Origin of the sequence: Nitrosococcus halophilus Nc 4 (genome assembly GCF_000024725.1) — a bacterium.
GTDB lineage: Bacteria > Pseudomonadota > Gammaproteobacteria > Nitrosococcales > Nitrosococcaceae > Nitrosococcus > Nitrosococcus halophilus.
On sequence record NC_013960.1, the window covers coordinates 3,252,346 to 3,270,740 of the forward strand.

Below are 18,395 nucleotides of genomic sequence, written 5' to 3' on the forward strand. Positions count from 1 at the left end.
TCTATTCTCCCCCCCTCAATGGGAGGCAGAGGATTTATCTGCCCGCTCTTGCTCCAGTAGCGCGACCACATCGCGGAACTGCTCCTTATTCTGCTCGTTGAGATTCATCAGCGTTCGATGAGCCTTCAAAAGCGTGTCCGACATAGCGGCGCTGTCGACTTCTTCCTCAGCCAAGGCTTCTCCTCCAAGAGGTTCGAGATCGCCATGCTCAACAATGTTGAAGACCTTATCAAAGCCCAGGCAAGTCAGCACTTCATTAATTTCCTTTCGATTGGAAATAATGGTGACCCCAGGCTTACCAAATCGCTGCATGAACTTGGCAATACGCACTAATAACCCTAAGTTGGTGCTGTCAATGCTTCGGGTTTCCGTCAAGTCAATCACAAAGCCTTGGGGCGTCACCTCGGCAAATAAATTTTGCAAAAAATGATCCAATGATGGACTTAAGGGATAACGCACATCACCCAAAAAGCGCAACACATGGACCCCGTCATAAGTGGCATGCAAAATTTTACCTTCAGCCATGGCTGCGTCAAACCAATATCAATAAGCTGTTGCTTTCAGAAAGTGGATAACCCATATCCACACCAAGCTCCGCCGTTAAACCAGCAATAGATTCAAATTGTAGTCGTTAGCGGCTAGCCTTACTACCGCTTCAAGCATTTTGTTAACCTCAACTAGCACTCAATCAAAAGGAAAATCAAGCCTTGGATAAGCTCTTGCAACACCGCCTGCAGCGGCTCATTAACGCTTCCCCGAGAGGATTACTTAAAGGGGGCAAAAAAGGCATAGAAAAAGAAAGTCTACGGATCAACCTCGAAGGGAAGTTAGCCCAAACCCCCCATCCAAGCACACTAGGGTCTGCGCTCACCCACCCCTATATCACTACCGATTATTCCGAGGCCTTGCTGGAGTTTATCACACCCCCCTACTCAGAGGTACGGGAAACCTTGGCGTTTTTGTCCCTTATCCATCAATTTGTCTATCATCACCTACATGAGGAGTTCCTCTGGGCAACCAGTATGCCTTGCGCCGTGAAAGATGACCACAGTGTTCCCATTGCCCGCTATGGCTGCTCCAACGTAGGGAAAATGAAGCATATTTACCGACAGGGACTAGGCCACCGCTATGGACGAATCATGCAAACCATCGCCGGTGTCCATTTTAATTACTCCCTACCTGAAGCCTTCTGGCCGGTATTCAAAGAGCAGGAAAACGATACTCGACCCTTGCGTGAATTCATTGATGATCACTACTTTTGCCTGGTCCGCAACTTCCAACGCCTCGGTTGGTTAATTCCCTACCTGTTTGGCGCTTCTCCAGCAGTTTGCAAATCCTTTCTTAAAGTAAGACCAAAGGGATTTGCAAAGTTCGACCGGGGGACCTATTTTTTGCCTTATGCCACTTCGTTGCGCATGAGCGACATCGGCTACAAAAACAAAAATCAGGCCAACTTGGGTATTTCCTATAATAGCCTTTCGGAATATGTTGGTGGCCTTACGCGAGCCATTGAAACCCCCCATCCCCCCTATGAAAAGATTGGCGTGGTAGTCAACGGTAAATATCGTCAACTTAATACTAATATCCTCCAAATTGAAAACGAATATTACAGTTTCATACGCCCTAAGCAGATCACCCAATCGGGAGAAAAACCCACCCTTGCCCTCCAGCGCCGAGGAGTCCAGTACGTGGAGGTTAGAGCCTTGGACGTTAGCGCTTACGATCCTTTAGGGGTCAACGAACCCCAACTGCGTTTTCTGGAAGCTTTGCTTATTTTATGCCTACTTAAGGAAAGCCCTCCCCTGGATGCTGATCAACAGGGAGCTGCTGACCATAATCAACAGCTTGCAGCCTGCTGTGGGCGGGACCCTCATCTTAAGCTCCAACAAAACGGACGGGCTCGGCTCCTCCGAGATTGGGCCCAGGAAATTTGTGATGAAATGGCAGGAATATGTGAATTATTAGATCAGGGAGAGCCCCACCAACCCTACACCAAAGCCCTTGAAATGCAACTAGACGTTCTTGCCCATGAAGAGAGGACTCCTTCTGCCCGGATACTGGCTGAGATGGCCCAAAGGCAAGAACCTTTTAATGATTTTGCAACGCGCCTGTCCAAGACCCATGCTGAATACTTCAAACAATTGCCCTTAAAAGAAGAACAAGATCAATATCTTAAAGAATTAGCGCAACAGTCCTGGCAACAACAGCATGCCATTGAGGCAGCCGACAACATTTCCTTCCAAGAATATCTTGCACGCTACTTCGCCCAGCACTAAGTTTTGCCGGATACGCGACGCTTAATCCGGCCTACGGGCTGTTTGTTTATGAGCGCCTCCTCGTAGGCCGGACCGATTCGCCGGGAGCGAATCGGGACCTCCGCAGGAGGCCCGAAGAGGGCGTGCATCAATAAGGCCTTGAGGCCGTTTCCGGCAAGGCCATTGCCCGAAACGGATAGGTTTAGCCTCCCCTTCATTTGCTCAATTCTCCCCATTTAAAACACGACCGAGGAGTGGAAAAGCCATCCCATTAGCCGCTGCATCGTGCCAATAAATCTAACGCCAGGTTTTCCAGGCGGGCCCTATTTTCCAACTTGCCCCGCCAAGGAGCCGGGATGGCCTCTACCCCAAGGAAAGCGCCACACACCGCCCCTGCCATCGCTCCGACGGTATCCCGATCGCCGCCATTTAGAATCGCGCACCATAAACAATCTTCAAAATAGCAGGGGTAGCGCAAAAAGGCATAGAGGGCAAAAGGCAAAGATTCATCGACCCGGACGCTGCGCCCAAGGATTCGGGCCGCTTCCTGGGCAGAGACTTTCCGGGCCAGCAAAGCCTCCACCATCTTTAATTTTTCTCTTAATTCCGGAACCAAACCAGGAGGCATTATTTGCTGTAAAAAAATGCGAAAATCGGGGGCTTTCCCAGGATCCAAAAACAAGGCTTGCGCTACGGCTAAAGCCTGGATAGCCGCACCATCCATGCCTATGGGATGAACATGGGTGACGGTGGCGCTCAAACGGGCTTTCTCCACCAGATTTGCGCGGCGGTGAAAGAAAAGTCCTAGCGGTGCGATCCGCATAGCCGCGCCATTGCCTAGGGAACCATTACCGTATAAATGGTGAGCTGCCTCCCGGTAGGAAAATCCCTCCTGTTCCACCGCAGCAAAGATAGTAGGAGGACCCGGTCCATAACCGCGCCAAGGCTCCTGCCGGTAGTGACGACGAAAAGTTTCTCCTAGATGTTGCGCATCCACATCACCGACCATGAGCAGGGATTCTCCCAAGGCCAAAGCCATTGCGGTATCATCGGTATAGGACAACTCAGGAGCATTACCAAGGGCACCTAGCAAAGCTTCTCGTTCAGGAAAGGAGAAAGCCATTTCCCCAATGGCATCTCCAATAGCGCTGCCTACCAGACAGCCAACAAAGCGCGACTCCAAACTCATGAAGATTATCCCCCAGAAGGTGTTTTTTAGAACAAGTGCTTACCTCGTTCGCTGATAAGTGCCTACAAGCTCCGCCTCCCCTAGTATGTGGTCAGCCATCGCCTCCTCCAGAGCCTCTTTAGTTGGGGTTTTAAGGCCCGGTAATACCCTATCCAGTGCATACAGCTTATGGAAATAACGATGTCGGCCTATAGGAGGGCAAGGCCCACCATAGCCGGTGCGGTTCCAGTCATTCAGACCCTCCTGAGTTCCAGTGGGCAGCTCCGTTGAGACCACCCCCCGGGACAAACCTGTCGCCGAGGGGGGGATGTTATAAAGCACCCAATGGACCCACGTCATTTTCGGTGCGGCAGGATCAGGCGCATCCGGATCATCGACGATCAAAGCCAAGCTCTGGGTTCCTTCAGGGATATTTGACCAAGACAGTTCAGGGGAAATGTCTTGGTCATCACAGGTATATTCAGGGGGAATTTCTCCCTGATGATTGAAAGCCGGAGAGGTAAGAGAGAGGTTCATTAAGGTATCTCCTCTGACAATGAATAAGGGTACTCGCCATTAGGAATAACAGTAAAATACCCAAAAAGCCTTTATATAAAATGTTCATTACCTTAAAATAGGAAAGTTCATTGGAACAGAACGGCTCCAAACCGGGCATTTGTATAAGGAGAAAGAGTGCTCTTTCATCTGATACGCCCGCTCTGGGCTTCCTTCTAAGCCCTAAACATAACGATTGGAAGCAAAGATAGATAATTCAATACCCCCTGCGTCCTAATCAAAACGCCCTGCCATACAGCAGGATCAGTACTAATACTGATAAAGCCTAGCCATGAAATAGACAAAGTTCAGCTTAGAAGTTATAAAGTTATATAATTTAGTCCTTTTGTTGGTTATTACCGGGGTAAAACTACAAGACAGGAAAGAATGATGACACTTGGTCCTGGAGCACTACAACCTCCTAAGGATCGGGTCAGGCTAGCTTATGCGCCCCATTCAAATCTCCTGTTGCCCTACCCCACCAGTTGGGATCCAAGAAATTGAAAGAGGTTGGATATGCGTGACGAGGCCCTACCACTTAAGCAGGGTCTGTATGACCCTCACAACGAACACGACTCTTGTGGTGTTGGTTTTGTCGCCAATGTCAAAGGTCACAAGAGCCATGACCTTATCCGACAGGGTCTACGGATTCTGGAAAACCTAACTCATCGCGGCGCTGTGGGTGCGGATCCACTGGCTGGAGATGGCGCGGGAATCCTGATTCAGATGCCTGACCGCTTCCTCCGGGAGGAATGCGCAGGCCAGGGAATAAAGCTGCCACCCGCCGGCGAATATGGCGTTGGCATGCTCTTTCTTCCCCAAGGGACCGATAACCGCGCTGCCTGCGAAGAGCGGATTAGTTATTACATCGAAGCCGAAGGTCAAACCCTGCTTGGTTGGCGAGATGTACCCACCGATAACATCAAGCTGGGGGAAAGTGTTAAGGCAGTAGAACCGGTAGTCCGGCAGGTCTTTATTGGTCGTGGCGAAAATACCCCTTCAGGTGATGTCTTTGAGCGCAAGCTGTTTGTGATCCGCAAGCAAATAGAAAACGCTGCGCGGGGCTTGGATAAAGCAGATCCAGCGGCCTTCAACATTCCCTCCATGTCCTCCCGGATCTTGGTGTACAAGGGTATGCTCCTGGCCAATCAAGTGGCTTCCTATTTTCTGGACCTCAAAGACGAGCGCATGACGACCGCCCTGTCCCTGGTCCACCAACGCTTTTCTACCAATACTTTCCCCTCTTGGGATCTAGCCCAACCGTTTCGGATGATCGCCCACAACGGGGAAATTAATACCTTGCGAGGGAATATCAACTGGATGGCTGCGCGACGCCATTCCATGACCTCCGAACTGCTAGGCGATGATCTTAAAAAACTTTGGCCCCTGATTGCGGAAGGGCAATCCGACTCCGCCTGCTTTGACAATGCCCTAGAGCTCCTGGTCACTGGCGGCTATCCTCTTGCCCACGCGATGATGCTGCTCATTCCCGAAGCCTGGGCCGGCAATCCCTTAATGGATGAGAAACAACGGGCCTTCTATGAATATCATGCGGCCCTGATGGAACCCTGGGACGGCCCAGCGGCGATGGCCTTTACCGACGGGCGCATGATCGGAGCCACCCTAGACCGTAACGGTTTGCGCCCTGCCCGCTACCTGGTGACCAAGGATGATCTCGTGGTCATGGCATCAGAGATGGGGGTTCTGGATATTCCCGAGGAACGGATTGTCAAAAAATGGCGGCTGCAGCCGGGCAAGATGTTGCTCATCGACCTGGAAGAGGGGCGCATCATCGATGATGATGAGCTGAAAAGAAAGCTGGCGGATGCCGAACCCTATCAAAAATGGCTGGATCAGACCCAAATCCGAATTGAACAGCTGCCTGCCGAGACAGGACCCATGGCCCCTGCCCCAGAGACTCTCCTGGATCGCCAACAGGCCTTTGGTTACACTCAAGAAGACCTTAAGTTTCTCATGACTCCCATGGCCATTACGGGACAGGAAGCCGTGGGCTCCATGGGTGCCGATGAACCCCTAGCGGTACTCTCCAACCGGGCCATCCCCCTCTCCAATTATTTCAAGCAGCGCTTTGCCCAGGTGACCAATCCGCCGATAGATCCCATCCGGGAAGAATTGGTGATGTCCCTGGTCTCCCTAATTGGGCCACGTCCCAATCTGTTGGGACACCCCCAGGTGGGGGGGACCCATAAACGGCTGGAGGTGAGCCAACCCGTCCTCACCAATACCGATCTAGAGCGGATACGGCGCATTGAAGATCATACGGGTGGGGCCTTTCGTACCCATACCTTGGATATTTGCTACCCGGTGACAGAAGGTGCTGGCGGCATGGAAGCGGCCCTGCAAAATCTCTGTCAAAGGGCTGAGCGGGCTGTCCATGAAGGATACAATATTTTAATCCTTTCGGATCGCAGCATGGACATGGACCATATCGCCATACCAGCGCTGCTCGCCACCTCAGCCGTACACCATCACCTGGTACAGACGGGGCTGCGGACCGAGACTGGCCTGGTGGTGGAAACGGGGGCTGCCCGCGAAGTGCATCATTTTGCCGTGCTAGCGGGCTATGGGGCTGAGGCCATTAACCCTTATCTGGCTTTCGAAACCCTCTCCACCCTGCGCAAAAAGCTTCCGGAGAAGCTCAGCGAAGAAGAAGTCCAAAAACGCTATATTAAAGCGGTAGGCAAAGGCCTATTGAAAATCATGTCCAAGATGGGCATCTCTACCTACCAGTCCTACTGCGGCGCTCAGATCTTCGACGCAGTGGGGCTCTCTAGTGATTTTATAGAAAAGTACTTTACCGGTACGGCTTCCACTATCGAGGGGGCAGGTCTTGGCGAAATTGCTGAAGAAGCATGCCGCTGGCATCGGGACGCTTACAGCGATGCGCCCATCTACCGCCATGGGTTGGATGTGGGAGGCTACTATGCCTACCGCCTCCGCGGCGAGGACCATATGTGGACCTTTGAAACCATCTCCAAACTCCAGCATGCCACCCGTGCCAATGAAGCCAAGACTTATCAAGAATATGCCCAATTGGTGAACGAGCAAAACAAACGGTTGCTCACCTTGCGGGGCTTATTCCAATTCCGTTTTGCCGAGAACTCCATCCCGTTGGAGGAAGTGGAGCCAGCCAGTGAGATCGTCAAGCGCTTTGCCACGGGAGCCATGTCCTTCGGCGCTATCTCCTACGAGGCCCACACCACCCTTGCCATTGCCATGAACCGCATTGGCGGCAAATCCAATACCGGTGAAGGGGGTGAGGAACCCGAGCGCTTTAAGCTCATGCCCAATGGGGATTCCATGCGTTCAGCCATCAAACAAGTGGCCTCCGGCCGCTTTGGCGTCACCACCGAGTATTTGGTCAATGCGGATGACATCCAGATTAAAATGGCCCAAGGGGCCAAACCCGGCGAAGGGGGACAACTCCCCGGGCATAAAGTGGATGCCACCATTGCCCAGGTGCGCCATTCGACCCCTGGCGTGGGGCTCATCTCCCCCCCGCCCCATCACGACATCTACTCCATTGAGGATCTGGCGCAGCTCATCTTTGATCTCAAAAACGTCAATCCCCGGGCCAGAATCAGCGTCAAATTGGTCTCCGAAGTCGGGGTAGGCACCGTCGCTGCCGGGGTCTCCAAAGCCCACGCAGACCATGTGACCATTGCCGGGCATGATGGCGGGACGGGCGCTAGTCCCCTGACTTCTATCAAGCATGCCGGCCTCCCCTGGGAAATTGGTCTTGCCGAGACCCAACAAACCTTAGTGCTGAACCGGCTTCGTGGCCGTATTTCCGTCCAAGTGGACGGGGGCATGCGTACCGGTCGTGATGTAGTCATCGGCGCCCTGCTGGGGGCCGATGAATTCGGTTTCTCCACCGCGCCACTCATTGTGGAAGGTTGCATTATGATGCGCAAGTGCCATTTAAACACCTGCCCGGTAGGGGTCGCCACCCAAGACCCGGAACTGCGCAAACGTTTTGTCGGCAAACCTGACTACGTGGTCAACTACTTCTTCTTCGTCGCCGAAGAAGTCAGGCAACTGATGGCCCAATTGGGTTTTCGCCGCTTTGATGAAATGATCGGACGTTTAGATACCCTCGACACGCGGCGGGCCATCGAGCATTGGAAAGCCAAGGGATTGGATTTCTCCCGGATCCTTCACCAGCCTGCGGTAGGCCCCGAGGTAGCTATCTATAATCGCGAAACCCAGGATCATGGATTGGATAAGGCCTTGGATCGGCAACTCATTGCCCAAGCCCAACCTGCCCTAGAACGCCAGGAGCCGGTGCAAATTGAGATCCCGGTACGCAATACCCACCGTACGGTAGGCGCCATGCTCTCCGGGGAAATCGCCCAGCGTTATGGCCATCAGGGCCTCCCAGAAAATACCATCCAGATCAAGGCTCGAGGAACTGCTGGACAGAGCTTTGGCGCTTTTCTGGCCCATGGCATTGCCATGGAGCTCATCGGTGAAGCGAACGATTACGTAGGAAAAGGGCTCTCTGGCGGCCGCTTGGTCATCTGCCCTCCCCCTGAATGTCCCATCGTGCCTGAAGAAAATATCATCATTGGCAACACTGTGCTTTATGGCGCCATCAGCGGCGAGTGTTACTTCCATGGGGTGGCTGGCGAGCGTTTCGCAGTGCGCAACTCGGGAGTGACTGCCGTGGTGGAAGGCCTGGGGGACCATGGCTGCGAGTATATGACAGGGGGGGTCGTGGTGGTGCTCGGCAAAACCGGGCGCAACTTTGCTGCGGGTATGAGTGGTGGTATTGCCTATGTACTGGATGAGACTGGAGATTTTGAGCAACGTTGTAACCTAGCAATGGTGGAATTGGAACCCATTACCGAAGAAGATGAGGCTTTAGAGCACCTAGAACACCAGGGGGGGGATTTAGAAACCCATGGTCGAGTGGATGTTAGCCACCATATCAGTCGCTTCGATGCTCAACGCCTCAGAGGTCTTATTGAGAAGCATCAGCAGCACACCAATAGCGAGCGGGCTCGCCAAATCCTGGAAAACTGGAACGATTATTTGCCCAGGTTTGTCAAAGTTATGCCAGTAGATTACCGGCGCGCCTTGCAGGAAATGGAACGGGCACAAGCGGCTAGAGAAACCGTCCATGCCATGAAAAAGGAGGCTCTAGGCTAATGGGTAAACCTACTGGATTTATGGAAATTCCCCGCCGGGATCGGACCGATGCCCCGGTGGCAGACCGGATTCAACATTTTCGGGAATTTGCCTTGCCCTTAAGCGAGGGCGAACTCAGGGAGCAAGGGGCCCGCTGCATGGATTGCGGTATTCCCTTTTGTCATCCCGCTTGCCCCGTCAATAACATTATTCCCGACTGGAATGATTTGGTATACCGGGATGACTGGCGCCAAGCCCTCGAGGTCCTCCACTCTACCAATAATTTCCCGGAGTTCACCGGCCGCATCTGTCCCGCCCCTTGCGAAGCTTCTTGCACCCTCAATCTGACCGATGAACCGGTCACCATTAAAACCATCGAATGCGCTATTGTCGATAAGGGTTGGGAGGAAGGCTGGATCACCCCTGAGGTCCCCACCCATAAGACAGGAAAGCGGGTCGCTATCGTGGGTTCAGGCCCAGCAGGACTGGCTTGCGCCCAGCAACTGGCTCGGGCGGGACATCAGGTCGAAGTGTTCGAAAAAAGCAATCGGATTGGTGGCCTACTTCGCTATGGGATTCCAGACTTCAAGATGAACAAATCCCTCATTGACCGGCGTATGGCCCAGATGCGAGCAGAAGGCGTACAGTTCCACCCAGATACCCATATTGGGGGAGACGTTCCTGCACGCCAACTGGTTGAGACATACGACGCGGTGGTTCTGGCTGGAGGGGCCGAACACCCCCGGGACCTTCCCATCCCGGGACGGGAACTCAAGGGGATCCATTTTGCGATGGATTTTCTGACCCAACAAAACCGCCATGTGGCCGGAGACACCCTCCCTGAGCAAGAGAGCATTAGCGCCAAGGACAAACACGTGGTTGTCCTGGGTGGCGGTGACACGGGTTCAGACTGTATCGGGACTTCTTTCCGCCAGGGTGCGCTCTCTGTCACCCAGTTAGAGATCATGCCCCAGCCTCCGGAAAAGGAGGATAAGCTTCTCACCTGGCCTAACTGGCCTTATAAACTCCGCACCTCCAGTTCCCAAGCAGAAGGTGCCTCGCGGGATTGGGCGGTCGCGACCAAGACCTTCCTGGGAGAAAATGACCGGGTCACGGCTCTCCAGGTGGTGCGCCTTGAATGGCGTCAGAACCAAGAGGGGCATTGGAAAATGCAGGAAATACCCAACACCGAGTTGGAGCTTCCCGCCGACTTGGTACTGCTAGCCATGGGCTTCATTCATCCAGTGCACGAAGGCCTGTTGCAGGAGTTGGGTACTGCCCTAGATGGACGCGGCAATGTGCAAGCAGATACCGAAAGCTATCAAACTTCCATCCCGAAGGTCTTTGCTGCTGGCGATATGCGCCGCGGTCAATCCCTCGTAGTTTGGGCTATTCGTGAAGGTCGACAGGCCGCTCAAGCTGTGGATGAATTTCTCATGGGCCACTCGAGCTTGCCTCGCTGACGGCCTCTCACCCGCTTAAACACTCCAGCTCACTGTGGGGAATACACCCCCGTGAGCTGGAGTACAGCACCAAACAATTAGGGAGAAACCCTAATTTCATATTGGAAGACATTGGCTTAACATATTTCATAAGAAATCATCAGCCCTTGTTAAATACAGGGGATCTTGTTATATCCAATGCCTTATCAATTAAGGGAGGCTATCATGTCATTAGCCACTCACCCTGCGGTAACCAGTACCCCCCCGGCCAAAGTTAAAAACCGCACCGTGACGTTATCTCCCCCCACCATCCTGGACATCTCCATGTGCCGGGAGTTTTGGGAGATCGCGCAACAAGCCCGGGACTCCGAGATAAAAGTGATCATCGATCTTCAAGAGACTGTCTCCATTCACGACTCCGGCTATACGTTGCTCTGGATGTTGAAAGAGAGTCTTGCCAAGGAACGGACGGACCTCCTGCTCCTCCATTGTCGACCCCATTTGAAAAAGGCACTGTGGTCACACGGATTTGACCCCCATTTCACGATCTTGTAACCCTAGCAAGCCAGGGCTTTGAACGATCCCCACTCCATGGGATCGGCCTGTGGCATGCATGCCCTAGTCCCGCACGCCCATCTCCAGCTCAAGTGCCAGGGCCAACGTATGAAATTCCAAGGCAACCGATCAGAACTTGAAACAGCGAGGTAAGCCATCTTGGAGGAGTTATGAATGCACAATCAAGTGTCCAGCTTCGCAGTGGAAATGCCATGCCTATTTTTGGTTTAGGGACTTGGCAGTTAACGATTGATACTGCGGGCACCGTCGCCTATGCCCTAGAACTCGGATACCGGATGATTGACACGTCAAGCGATTACGGCACGCAACCAGGCATTGGTGAGGCGATAAAAAGAAGTAAAATCAGCCGCGGTAGCCTCTATATCGTAACGAAAGTAGAAGAAACCGACGATGCCTACCAAGCCACCAAAGAATATTTGAGTGAGATGGATTTGGAGTATAGCGATCTGATGCTTATTCATCGTCCACCCACCACAGGCGCTGGTGAGGAGTTGTGGGATGGTTTAATTCGCGCCAAAAAAGAGGGTCTTACAAAAGATATTGGGGTAAGCAACTACTCGGCTGAACTCAGTCAGAAACTGATCGATGCCACCAGCGAAGTACCTACTGTAAACCAAATTGAATGGAGTCCGTTCGGCCATAGTGGAGATTTCAAGAACTTTTGCGCTAAGAATAACATCGTTATTCAGGCATACAGCCCACTGACCCGTGGCAACAGGCTTGATAATAAAGCGCTTAATCAAATGGCCAGCAAATACCATAAAACACCTGCGCAAATGATGCTTCGCTGGAATATCCAGCTCGGTACGGTTCCTTTACCGAAAGCTAATCAGAAAAGCCATTTAGAAGAAAACCTTGGCATTTTTGATTTCGAAATAAGTACTCAAGACATGGAAATTCTCAGTAATCTGAACGAAGAATATTCATCACTAGGATCTTTGCCTTATGTCTAATAGTAACTTATTTCCAGACTGTTACAGAAGAATACCAGCAAGCAAAGATGACCCCGATGGCGTTCTGCAATATATAAAAATCACAAGGTAAAAAGATCCGACTCCTGCCTTCGTCGAGACCTTAATTCTATTACCGTTTCGCCTCTTGTTGGCCAACCTTGCCTAGGTGTTTGATAGGACACATGCCGTCTTGCCTCCCTCTGCAGAGCAGTGCATTGGCGCAGACTCACATATTCCTCTACGCTAATGAATAGGCATACTGTGATTTGTAAACACAGGAAGCCCGGCCACCTTTCTTTTTTAGGAATAGTTTTGTGGTCAGTGTATTATTATTTGTGGTTTGCGTTATTTTACTTTATGGCCACAGGGGTAGGAATCCTTTCCCGAGTATATTTGCCGGAATCACAGAGCTTTGACCCGGAGTTAGCCCTCCCCACCATAGGCCTACAATTACTGCCTGATATGCTCGTGGGGGTGCTACTAGCCGGTATTTTTGCCTCGACCATGTCCACGGCAGACTCGTTGGTGCTATCTTGCTCAGCGGCATTCACCCATGATTTACTGCCGCAACGCCTTGAAAACATGGGGGAGATAAAAACAACCACCGTGGTTGTTACGGCGTTGGCCTTGGCAATTGCGCTCAGTAATAACAAGAACGTATTCACCTTAGTTATCTTGTCCTGGTCGTTTCTGGCTTCAGCTTTTGTGCCCTTATTACTAATTTACATTATGGGCGGAAAACCCACGGATTGGCAAGCTTTGACCATTCTAGGTGTGGGCGTCGGTGTGGCCATGGCCTGGCGCTGGTTGGATCTCCATCATGCTCTCTACGAAGGAATGCCAGGCATTCTAGCGGGTCTAGCGACTTTTGGAGTGCTATGCCTGTTCGGAAAAGTCGATACCCTTTCGGAAGCTAAGCCAGACAGCGAATAACCCGAGGAGCACCTTTCCTCTTTGGTGAGGACTCCGGATTTTTCACCATACATAAAATATTTTTATCTACTATGTAAAAGTAATGAATACCCATAAGACAATTTCCCGTAGCTACTTTGATGCCGTCATTTTCGATCTAGATGGGGTGATTACCCGCACGGCTCGTGTTCACGCTGCCGCCTGGAAATCCATGTTTGACGATTTTCTGCAAAAACGGGCTCAAGGCGCAGCGTTCAAGCCTTTTGACGACCATGATTATCGCGAGTATGTGGACGGCAAACCCCGCTATGAGGGGGTGAGAAGCTTTCTCCAGTCCCGCAATATCGAATTACCCTATGGCGATCCCTGTGACTTGCTAGAGAAGGAAACGGTATGTGGGTTAGGTAACCGCAAGAATGAACTCTTTCAGGAAAAGTTGAAAAAGGAAGGGGCAGAAGTATATCACACCTCCGTCCAGTTGATTCGGCGTCTGCGCAGTAAAGGATTTCAGACCGCCGTAGTCTCTTCCAGCAAGAATTGCGGCCGCATCCTGGATACGGTGAAACTCACCCATCTATTTGAGGTGAAGGTGGATGGCAACGATGCGGCAACTTTAGACCTCAAGGGCAAACCTCACCCTGATATTTTCCTGGAGGCTGCCAATCGGTTAGGCTTAGAACCTAAGCGCTGTGTGGTCTTTGAGGATGCGATAGCAGGAGTTAAGGCAGGCAGACAAGGCCAATTTGGCCGCGTGATTGGAGTCGATCGGGAGAAGCAGACGGAAGCGCTGAAAGCGGCCGGGGCTGACATTGTGGTCAAGGATCTGGCGGAGATAGGGATCGTAGTCCACATGCTTGATCTTTCTCTTGCCCTAGAAGCCCTAAGCGCGCTCCAAGACAACATCGCCCAACGGGAGGTGGTCACCTTTCTCGACTACGACGGCACCCTCACCCCCATTGTCTCCCACCCTGAAAAGGCCATCCTCTCAGGAGAAATGGGCCAGACATTGAGGATGCTGGCTGAACAATGCACAGTGGCCATTATTAGTGGTCGGGGACTGCAAGACGTGCGCCAACGGGTGGCCATTGACAGTCTTTATTACGCCGGCAGTCATGGCTTTGAAATCGCCGGTCCTGGGGAGCTGGAAATGGAGCAGGAGCAGGCCCAAGCCCACCTCCCGGCCCTGGATGAAGCAGAGAAGGCACTGAAAAAACAACTAGAAAATATTGCAGGAGCCCAGATAGAACGCAAGCGATTTTCCATTGCGGTTCATTACCGCAATGTGGCGGAGGCCCAGATCGGCGCCATAGAAAAGATGGTGGAGCAGACGTTGGAGCAACACCCAGGGTTACATAAAAGCCATGGCAAAAAAGTGTATGAGCTTCAGCCGGATGTGGCCTGGGATAAGGGCCGGGCTTTGTTGTGGCTGCTGGACAAACTAGAACTCAACCGCCCGGATGTGCTCCCCCTTTACATCGGCGATGACATTACTGATGAAGACGCCTTTCAAGTTCTGGAAGAACGGGGTTTGGGACTGGTGGTGGGAGAAGAGGCCCGGGATACTTACGCGGAATACCGCTTGAAGGATTCCCATCAGGTGAGGGAATTTCTCCATGCCCTGACCCGAATGCTGGGAGAACGCAATGCCTGGACCCTGACTTACCGCGGCTTTGAAGCCCAAGAAGAAGGCTTACGGGAAGCCTTATGTACCTTAGGGAACGGCTACTTTGCCACCCGCGGGGCAGCTCCAGAATCCCAGGCCGACAACATCCACTATCCAGGAACCTATCTAGCAGGTGGCTATAATCGCTTGAAGACAGCTATCGCTGGACGTACGGTGGAAAACGAAGATCTCGTCAATTTACCTAACTGGTTGTGTCTAGATTTTCGCCATATCGACGGGAAATGGTTTGATTTAAAAGAAATGGAGATTCTCTTCTATCGCCAAGAACTGGATATCAAACGAGGAATACTCACCCGTATAGTCCATTTCCGTGATGAAAAAGACAGGGAAACCCGGGTGACTCAACGCCGCCTGGCGAGCATGGCCCACATGCACCTTGCCGCATTGGAGACGGTGATTATCCCCCTCAATTGGTCTGGCACCTTGGAGGTGCACTCGGCCTTGGATGGACAAGTGATTAATTCCGGGGTAGCCCGATACCAAGCGCTGAATAGTAAGCATTTGAAGCCGGTAGAAACCCAACCAATCAACAACCAAATTCTCCTGCTTAAGGTACGAACGAATCAATCCCAACTGACCATTGCTCAGGCGGCTAGGTTGGAGGTCTTCCTCGATAATAAACCTGCGGCGGTAGATCGGCAGATGGAGGAGGAAACCGCTTATGTCGCTCAAGCATTTACCGTCGAAATGGAGAAAGGAATCCCGCTCACGCTGGAAAAGACGGTAGCCCTTTATACGGCCCGGGATTCGGCCATTTCCGAATGCGGCCTAGAAGCGGTCAAGACCATCCAGGATGCCCCTCGTTTTGAAGGCCTTTGGGACACCCACTGTCTGGCCTGGAAACACCTTTGGCGACAGTTTGATATGCAACTGGAAATTGCTAGAAGCGCTGGTAATCACCACATCCAGCGAATCCTTCGGCTATACAGTTTTCATCTCCTCCAAAGCGCGTCGATGCACTCCCTGGATATTGATGTTGGCATGCCTTCCCGGGGGTGGCATGGGGAAGCCTATCGGGGACATATTTTTTGGGATGAATTGATTATTTTTCCTTTTCTCAATTATCGTGCCCCTCAGATCACGCAAACCCTGCTCATGTACCGGTATCGTCGACTGAATGAAGCGCGCAAGGCGGCCCGAGCACTGGGCTATAAAGGCGCCATGTATCCCTGGCAGAGCGGTAGCGATGGGCGGGAAGAATCCCAGCAGCTTCATCTTAACCCCCAATCGGGACGCTGGATACCCGATAATTCTCACTTGCAGCGGCATATCAACGCGGCCATCGCCTACAACATCTGGCAGTATTTTCAAGTCACTGGCGACTTAAATTTTCTCGCTTTCTATGGGGCGGAAATGATTCTGGAGATTGCCCGGTTCTGGGCTAGCATCGCCACCTACAACGAAGGGCTAGATCGCTATGAAATTCTAGGAATCATGGGGCCAGACGAGTTTCACGATGCTTACCCAGAGGCTGAAAGCCCCGGCCTCAACAACAATGCCTACACCAACCTTATGGCTGTTTTCGTGCTGAACAAAGCCCTGGAGCTGTTCCAATTATTGCCGGAGCAAGAATGTCAGCAGCTTTGCGAAAAATTGGCCATCCAGGAATCGGAGAAAACACGCTGGCAAGACATCAGCCGTAAGATGCGAGTAGTGTTCCATGACGACGGTATCATTAGCCAGTTCGAGGGCTATGCCAAACTAGAGGAATTCGATTGGGAAGGCTACCGAAAGAAATACGATAATATTCAACGCTTAGACCGCCTTCTGGAGGCGGAAGGCGATACAGTCAACCGCTATAAAGCGTCAAAACAAGCCGATGTGCTGATGTTGTTTTACCTTTTCTCCTCAGAGGAATTAGGTGAGCTGTTCAAGCAACTCGGCTATCCGTTTGATCCGGAGCAGATCCCTAAGAACATCGATTATTATCTCCAACGGACCTCCAATGGTTCCTCCCTAAGCTGGATCATCCATTCTTGGGTTGCCACCCGCCGGGACCGGGAACACTCCTGGCAACTCTTCCAGGAAGCATTGAAGACCGATGTGGCAGATATTCAGGGGGGAACTACTCCTGAAGGTATCCATCTGGGCGCCATGGCAGGCTGCGTCGATCTAGTGCAACGCTGTTACACGGGGCTGGAGGCTAGAGGTCAAGTGCTACGTCTCAATCCTCGCTTCCCTGAAAAATTGAGAAGTATTCACATACACCTGCGTTACCGCGGGCACTGGTTAGAGCTAGAGATTTCTTGTGAGAAATTAAAGATAGAATCCCTTACCAGTGGGGCTGCACCCGTAAAAATAGAAGTTAAAGGAAGTCAATTCCAACTTGAAGAAGGCAAGGTGAAAGAAATCCAGCTATGAATTTGAACCCTAAGTATTCCCCACGGACTCACCTTAATCTCAATGTTCGCGGTCTCAGCCAATCTGCCACCTTGGCTATCAACGAACGCTGTGCTGGACTCATCCGTGACGGCAAAGAAGTCTTCCGCTTCGGTCTCGGCCAATCCCCTTTTCCCATCCCTCTGCCCATCGTTGAGGCGCTCAAGGCCAATGCCCACCAAAAAGATTACCTGCCGGTGAAAGGCCTACCTGCACTGCGCGAAGCCATTGTTGGCTATTATCAACGTACTGAAGGCTTAGACTACTCCCCCGATAAAATTTTGGTGGGGCCAGGCAGTAAGGAGCTAATGTTTATTGTCCAACTAGTCTATTATGGCGACCTGGTCATTCCAACTCCAAGTTGGGTCTCCTACGCTCCCCAAGCTTCCATTATTGGTCGCCATCTCCGCTGGCTTCCAACCCAAATAGAGACCGGGCTTGGAGTGACACCTGAAGCCCTGAATAATTTGTGTCAAACCGATCCGGAACGTCCACGACTGCTAATTCTTAACTACCCAGGCAACCCCAGCGGCATGACCTACAGTGCCGCGCAGCTAAAAGCGATTGCCAAAGTAGCCCGGCGCTATCGGGTCCTGGTGCTGGCAGATGAAATCTATAGCGAGCTGCATTTTGAGGGGAAGCATATCTCTATCGCTCGTTTTTACCCGGAGGGCACCCTCATCAGCAATGGCTTGAGTAAATGGTGTGGGGCGGGCGGATGGCGGCTCGGCGCCTTTATTTTTCCTCAGTCCCTAACCTGGCTCTTAGAGAGCATGGCGGCAGTGGCCAGCGAAACCTTTACTTCAACCAGTGCTCCCATCCAATATGCAGCCGTTGAGGCTTTTCGAGGTAGCACCGAAATCAAGCACTATACGCGACAAGTCCGGCGCCTTCTTCACGCCCTCACCCGCTTCGCCGCACGCCGGCTACGGGATATAGGCGCAGCGGTCGCCGACCCCCAAGGCGCATTCTACCTGTTTCCCAATTTCGACCCCCTGCGGGAGCAACTCTGCCGCCGTTCTATGACCAACAGCGAAATCCTCTGTACCCGTCTACTAGAGGAAACGGGGGTTGCCATTTTACCCGGCAGCGTATTTGGACGTCCCTTAGACGAACTGTCAGCCCGGCTTGCCTGCGTCGATTTCGACGGCGGTAAGGCATTAGCAGCGTTAGAAGCCCTACCCGATACTACGGAGCCGAACGAGGCTTTTTTGCGTACTTACTGTTACCCCGTTGTTCATGGAATAGAACGGCTATGTAACTGGCTAAGTTAAAAGACTCACCCATAACCCATCAGATTAGACATGTCCCCCCAAATCG

Annotated in this window: 12 protein-coding genes; 8 read left to right on the top strand and 4 right to left on the bottom strand. The window is 52.1% G+C overall.

Going from position 1 to position 18,395, the window contains the following annotated elements; genetic code table 11:
* Positions 1-15: 15 nt before the first annotated feature.
* The gene (locus NHAL_RS15400) at positions 16-525 is read right to left on the bottom strand and encodes an STAS domain-containing protein (RefSeq protein WP_013034074.1); all 510 of its coding nucleotides are present in this window, start codon (positions 523-525) and stop codon (positions 16-18) included.
* Positions 526-707: 182 nt separating this feature from the next.
* Here NHAL_RS15400 and gshA point away from each other — a divergent pair, with 182 nt between their 5' ends.
* A complete protein-coding gene (gene gshA / locus NHAL_RS15405; RefSeq protein WP_013034075.1) occupies positions 708-2,276 on the top strand; it encodes a glutamate--cysteine ligase in 1,569 nt (522 codons plus the stop codon).
* Here gshA and NHAL_RS15410 read toward each other — a convergent pair.
* Genes NHAL_RS15410 through NHAL_RS15420 form a run of 3 tightly spaced genes read right to left on the bottom strand, consistent with a single transcriptional unit; the run spans position 2,273 to position 3,960 of the window.
* A complete protein-coding gene (locus tag NHAL_RS15410; RefSeq protein ID WP_013034076.1) occupies positions 2,273-2,473 on the bottom strand; it encodes a hypothetical protein in 201 nt (66 codons plus the stop codon). The two genes, gshA and NHAL_RS15410, sit on opposite strands and share 4 nt — an antisense overlap.
* 53 nt (positions 2,474-2,526) lie before the next feature.
* Positions 2,527-3,444 (bottom strand): ADP-ribosylglycohydrolase family protein, encoded by a 918-nt coding sequence (locus NHAL_RS15415; protein WP_013034077.1) that lies wholly within the window; start codon positions 3,442-3,444, stop codon positions 2,527-2,529.
* Positions 3,445-3,483: 39 nt separating this feature from the next.
* Complete coding sequence (locus NHAL_RS15420; RefSeq protein ID WP_013034078.1) at positions 3,484-3,960, bottom strand: YbhB/YbcL family Raf kinase inhibitor-like protein; 477 nt, start codon at positions 3,958-3,960, stop codon at positions 3,484-3,486.
* 534 nt (positions 3,961-4,494) lie between these two features.
* Here NHAL_RS15420 and gltB point away from each other — a divergent pair.
* The 7 genes from gltB to NHAL_RS15455 all read left to right on the top strand — a co-directional run bounded on the left by gltB (position 4,495) and on the right by NHAL_RS15455 (position 18,349).
* Complete coding sequence (gene gltB / locus NHAL_RS15425; protein ID WP_013034079.1) at positions 4,495-9,150, top strand: glutamate synthase large subunit; 4,656 nt, start codon at positions 4,495-4,497, stop codon at positions 9,148-9,150.
* Entirely contained in the window at positions 9,150-10,592 is a 1,443-nt protein-coding gene (locus NHAL_RS15430) for a glutamate synthase subunit beta (protein WP_013034080.1), read from the top strand. Before gltB ends, NHAL_RS15430 begins: the two co-directional genes overlap by 1 nt.
* Positions 10,593-10,796: 204 nt before the next feature.
* Positions 10,797-11,126 carry an STAS domain-containing protein gene (locus tag NHAL_RS15435; RefSeq protein WP_013034081.1) on the top strand — a complete coding sequence of 110 codons (330 nt, stop codon included), beginning with the start codon at positions 10,797-10,799 and terminating at the stop codon, positions 11,124-11,126.
* A gap of 170 nt (positions 11,127-11,296) precedes the next feature.
* The gene (locus tag NHAL_RS15440) at positions 11,297-12,100 is read left to right on the top strand and encodes an aldo/keto reductase family protein (RefSeq protein ID WP_013034082.1); all 804 of its coding nucleotides are present in this window, start codon (positions 11,297-11,299) and stop codon (positions 12,098-12,100) included.
* A 321-nt stretch (positions 12,101-12,421) separates the two neighbouring features.
* A complete protein-coding gene (locus NHAL_RS15445; protein ID WP_238985369.1) occupies positions 12,422-13,033 on the top strand; it encodes a sodium:solute symporter family transporter in 612 nt (203 codons plus the stop codon).
* 82 nt (positions 13,034-13,115) lie between these two features.
* Positions 13,116-17,057, top strand: a complete 3,942-nt coding sequence (otsB, locus tag NHAL_RS15450) for a trehalose-phosphatase (RefSeq protein ID WP_013034083.1) — start codon at positions 13,116-13,118, stop codon at positions 17,055-17,057.
* Positions 17,054-18,349, top strand: a complete 1,296-nt coding sequence (locus NHAL_RS15455) for a pyridoxal phosphate-dependent aminotransferase (protein ID WP_013034084.1) — start codon at positions 17,054-17,056, stop codon at positions 18,347-18,349. The genes otsB and NHAL_RS15455 overlap by 4 nt, the downstream gene beginning before the upstream one ends.
* Positions 18,350-18,395 lie beyond the last annotated feature (46 nt).